The 4,221-nt window shown below is 78.5% G+C and carries 4 protein-coding genes; 3 read left to right on the top strand and 1 reads right to left on the bottom strand.

All coding sequences use genetic code 11. The annotated features are described in order from the left end of the window. The 3 genes from CBZ_RS20170 to CBZ_RS20160 form a co-directional block, all read left to right on the top strand. Positions 1–950, top strand: a 950-nt coding sequence (locus CBZ_RS20170) for a putative baseplate assembly protein (RefSeq protein ID WP_130783208.1), incomplete at its 5' end; no start/stop codon positions are given. A gap of 10 nt (positions 951–960) precedes the next feature. Beyond that, positions 961–1,491 carry a phage tail protein gene (locus CBZ_RS20165; protein ID WP_246013574.1) on the top strand — a complete coding sequence of 177 codons (531 nt, stop codon included), beginning with the start codon at positions 961–963 and terminating at the stop codon, positions 1,489–1,491. Continuing rightward, entirely contained in the window at positions 1,488–3,101 is a 1,614-nt protein-coding gene (locus CBZ_RS20160; protein ID WP_130783206.1) for a zinc ribbon domain-containing protein, read from the top strand. Before CBZ_RS20165 ends, CBZ_RS20160 begins: the two co-directional genes overlap by 4 nt. On the opposite strand, the gene CBZ_RS20155 is transcribed toward CBZ_RS20160, so the two are convergent. Next, positions 3,028–4,221: AfsR/SARP family transcriptional regulator (locus tag CBZ_RS20155; RefSeq protein ID WP_174768708.1), on the bottom strand; the 1,194-nt coding region annotated here is incomplete at its 5' end. The genes CBZ_RS20160 and CBZ_RS20155 overlap by 74 nt on opposite strands.

Raw genomic sequence — 4,221 nt, 5'->3', positions numbered from 1 at the left:
GGGACACGTGGACCGAGGTCGGGTCGTTCGCCGGCCACGAGCCCGACGACCGGGTGTTCGTCGTCGACCGCGCCGCAGGCGAGCTGCAGCTCGCGCCCGCCGTCCGCGAGCCCGACGGGACGCTGCGCGGGTACGGCGCCGTCCCACCCAAGGGCGCCCCGCTGCGCGTCCCCCGCTACCGCACCGGCGGCGGTCCCGACGGCAACGTCGCCCCCGGCACCGTGCAGGTCCTGCGGGGCGCGGTGCCGTTCGTCGACCGCGTCTCCAACCGGCGGGCCGCCGTCGGCGGGGTCGCCGCGGAGAGCGTCGACGAGGCCAAGGAGCGCGGTCCGCTCGCGCTGCGCGTCCGCGACCGGGCCGTCACGACCGAGGACTACGAGGAGCTCGCGCGCGCCGCGACGACCGGCGTCGCCCGGGTGCGGTGCGTCGCCGCGGGCGACGGCGCCGACGCCGGGGCCGTGCGTGTCCTCGTCGTCCCGACCGCCGTGCCCGACGCCGCGGGCGTCCTGCGGTTCGAGGACCTCGTGCCGCAGGCCGACACCCTGCAGGCCATCGCCGAGCACCTCGACGAGCGCCGCCCCGTCGGCGTCCGGGTCCTCGTCGAGCCGCCGTTCTACCAGGGCGTCACCGTCGTCGCGCGCCTCTCGCCCCGCCCCCGCGCGGACGTCGCCCAGCTCGCGACCGACGCCGAGCGCGCCCTGCACCGGTACTTCGAGCCCCTGCAGGGCGGGCCCGACGGCGACGGCTGGCCCTTCGGGCGGCCCGTCCAGGCCGGCGAGGTGTACGCCGTCCTGCAGCAGCTCGCCGGCACCGAGATCGTCGAGGACGTCAAGCTCTTCGCCGCCGACCCCATCACCGGCCGCCGCGGCGAGGCCGTCCAGCGCATCGACATCGACAAGCACGCGCTGGTGTTCTCCTTCCGGCACCAGGTCCGGGTCACGAGGCGCTGACGTGCGCGGCATGGTCGACGGCCTCGCGAGCCCGGTGCCCATCGGCACCCGGCTCCCCGCCGTGCTCCAGGAGGACGACTTCCTGCTGCGGTTCGCCGCCGCGATCGACGACACGTTCGCGCCCGTCTACCTGAGCCTCGACGCGCTCGCCTGCTACGTCGACCCGCACCTCGCGCCCGCCGACTTCCTCGAGTGGCTGTGCGGCTGGGTCGGCATCGAGCCCGACCAGACCTGGACGACCGAACGGCGGCGCGAGGTCGTCGCGCACGCCTCCGCCGTGCACCGCTGGCGCGGCACCGCCCGCGGCGTCGCCGAGGCCGTCCGGCTCGTCGTCGACGGCGACGTCGAGGTGACCGACAGCGGCGGCGCCGCCTGGTCCGCCGCCCCCGGCGGCACCCTGCCCGGCGACCCCGTGCCCGCGGTGCGCGTCCACGTGCGGGCGCACGGGCCCGTCGACCGGCGACGCGTCGAACGGGTCGTCGCCGCCGTCACCGCCGCCCACGTGCCCTTCACGCTCGACATCGAGGAGGAGACGCCATGATCGTGTGCCCGTCGTGCGGCACCCGGAACGAGGACGACGAGCAGTTCTGCGGCGGGTGCGGCTCGTACCTGGAGTGGGACGAGCCTGCCGTCGCCGAGGAGCCCGCCGCCGCGGCCGCCGCCGACGACCACGCGACGGCCGGGGCCGTCGGGCTGTCCGGGACGACCGGGGCGACGGGGGCGACCGGGGGCGACGCGCCCGCGACGACCGCCGTCCTGCCGCGCCCCGAGCCGCCGACGGCGCCGGGCACCGACGACCTGACGGTCGGGAGCGGCGGCTCGGGCACGACGACCACCGGCGCGGCCGTCGCGGGTGCCGAGGCGACGACGACGTCCGTCCCCGCCACGACCGTCACCCCCGATACCCCGGTCGCTCCGTCATCGGGGCGGCGCGCAGCCGCGACGCCGGACCGGCCGGGGACGTCCTCCGCACCCGCCGCGACCGGGTCGGACGACGGGCCGACGCTCCCCGACCGGCAGCCCGGGCCGTCGGGCACGCCTGCGCGGGAGGCCGCCGAGCGCGAGACAGCGGCACGCGCCGCCGCCGACCAGGAGGCGGCCGCACGACGGGCCGCCGAGGACGAGGTCGTCGAGCGCGAGGCCGAGCAGCAGGCCGAGCGCGAAGCAGCGGCACGCGAGGCCGAGCGTGAGGCCGCGGAGCGAAGGGCCGATCAGGAGGCCGCCGAGCGGAAGGCCGCCGAGCAGGCCGCCGCCCGCAGCGCCACCGCGGCCGCGATGCTCGCCCCTCCCCCGCGCCCCAAGCCCGCCCCCGCGGCCGTCGCACCCACCCAGCCCGCACCGGTCAAGCCCGGTACCCCCCAGGCACCGCGCCCGCAGCGTCCCGCCCCGAAGGCCGACGACACCCCGCCGCAGCCCGGCGACCTCGTGTGCGGCCGGTGCGGCGCGGGCAACACCCCGACGCGCAGGTTCTGCCGCGCCTGCGGGACGAGCCTCGCCGACGCACCCGTCGCGCAGCGCCGGTCGTGGTGGAGCCGGCTGTGGCGCCCGGACCCGCGGGTCGCCCGGGCCGCCGGGTACCGGCCGCCGCGCCGTCGACGGTTCCCGACCCGACCGGTCGTCGTGATCCTCGTCATCGGCGCGCTCGTCGCGGTCGTCCTCGCGTTCCGCCCCGAGATCGAGAGGGCCCGCATCGCGCTCGTCGACCGGGTGCAGGGCAACACCGCCGTGAACCCCGTCGCGATCGCGGCGTCGAGCGAGCTGCCCGACCGGCCCGCCGCGCAGATCCGCGACGGCGCGACGAACCTCGCGTGGTCCCCCGCCACCCCCGGCGACGGGGTCGGCCAGTTCGTCGACTTCGCGTTCGGTCAGCCGTTCCGGCTGACCCGGGTGCTCGTCATCCCCGGGGCGTCGGACGTCGAGAAGGACTTCCTCGAAGGGTCCAGCCCGGAGGTCCTCACGCTCACCGCGACGACCTCGGCCGGCACGCAGCAGACCGTCGAGATCCCGCTCGACGACCGCGTCGGCCTGCAGAGCGCGAGCCCCGCGATCGACGACGTCGTCGCAGTCCGGCTGACGATCAGCTCCACGTTCCGGGCGACGCCGGAGACCCACGTGGCGATCGCGGAGGTGGAGTTCCGCGGGCGCGACTGACGCCGTCGGGCGCCGGTCCGACGTCCGTGGGGTGCGCCCGGCGGATCGGCGTCGGGACGACCGGGGTGCCGCCGCGCGCGGCCCCGACGCCGGGCGTGCCCCCGACCGCCACGCCGAGCGTGTCGAGCATCGCGCGGTACCCCTGGGTCGCCCGGTGCGCGGCGGCCGCGTCGCCCGCGGCCGTGAACGCCGCGACGAGCACCCGCCAGGCGTGGTCGCGGCACTCGTCGAGCCGGATGCCCCGCGTCGCGGCCGCGACCGCCTGGTCGTACCGACCGTGCGCGAGCTCCAGCTCGGCGAGCGCGACGGCCGCGTCGGCGGCGGTCAGGCGCAGGCGCTCACGCTCGCCGACCACCCACTCGGCCGGACCGTCCTCGGGCAGCAGGTCGCCCCGGTACAGGTCGACGGCGCACGTCAGCTCGGCGCGCGCGCCCGCGTCGTCGCCCACGGCCCGCAGCCGTGCCGCCTCCCGCACCGCCCGGTCCAGCGCGGCGACGTCGCTCGTCGACCCCGGCCGCAGGACGAGCGTGTACGTCTCGCCGTCGCGGACCAGCAGCCGGCTGCTGCGCGTCGGCACGCCCGGCTCGAGCGCGCGGCGCACCGCCGACAGGCTCACGTGCAGGTTGTGCAGCGCCGCCCGGGGGTCGAGGTCGCCCCACAGGGCCTCGGCCAGGAGCTCGCGGTGCACCGGACGGCCCGCGTGCAGCGCCAGCACCCGCAGCGCGGCGCGCGCCCGGGGACGCACGCCCGACAGGTCCGCGTCGACGCCGTCGACCCGCAGCCGGAACTCCCCGAGGCACCGCACGTCGACGAGCGGCACACCGCCCCACACGGGGTCGTCGACGGCCCGCGGACGTCGCACCGGCGACTCCGGGGTCGCGGCGGCCAGCGCCGCCCACGGCCGGACGTCGACGCCGTGCTCGTCGGCCGTCGCGACCGCGAACGCGCGCAGCTCCGCACCACCGTCGGGGTCGGTCGCGGCCAGCGCCGCGTACGCGTAGGCGAGCGCCCCCGGCGACCCCGCGGCCCGCGCGACGGCCTCCGCGCTCTGCGCCTCCTGGCGGGCGTCGGGAAGCTGCAGCGCGGCGGCGGCGAGCGCCCGGCACGCGCGCGCCCACCC

This window comes from Cellulomonas biazotea (assembly GCF_004306155.1).
Taxonomy (GTDB): Bacteria; Actinomycetota; Actinomycetes; order Actinomycetales; family Cellulomonadaceae; genus Cellulomonas; species Cellulomonas biazotea.
Note: the sequence above shows the minus strand (reverse complement) of the source record. Positions and strands in the feature narration are given on the sequence as shown.

Coding starts and splice junctions, on each gene's coding strand:
- CBZ_RS20165 (WP_246013574.1), top strand. CDS start 961: ATGGTCGACGGCCTCGCGAGCCCGGTGCCCATCGGCACCCGGCTCCCC.
- CBZ_RS20160 (WP_130783206.1), top strand. CDS start 1,488: ATGATCGTGTGCCCGTCGTGCGGCACCCGGAACGAGGACGACGAGCAG.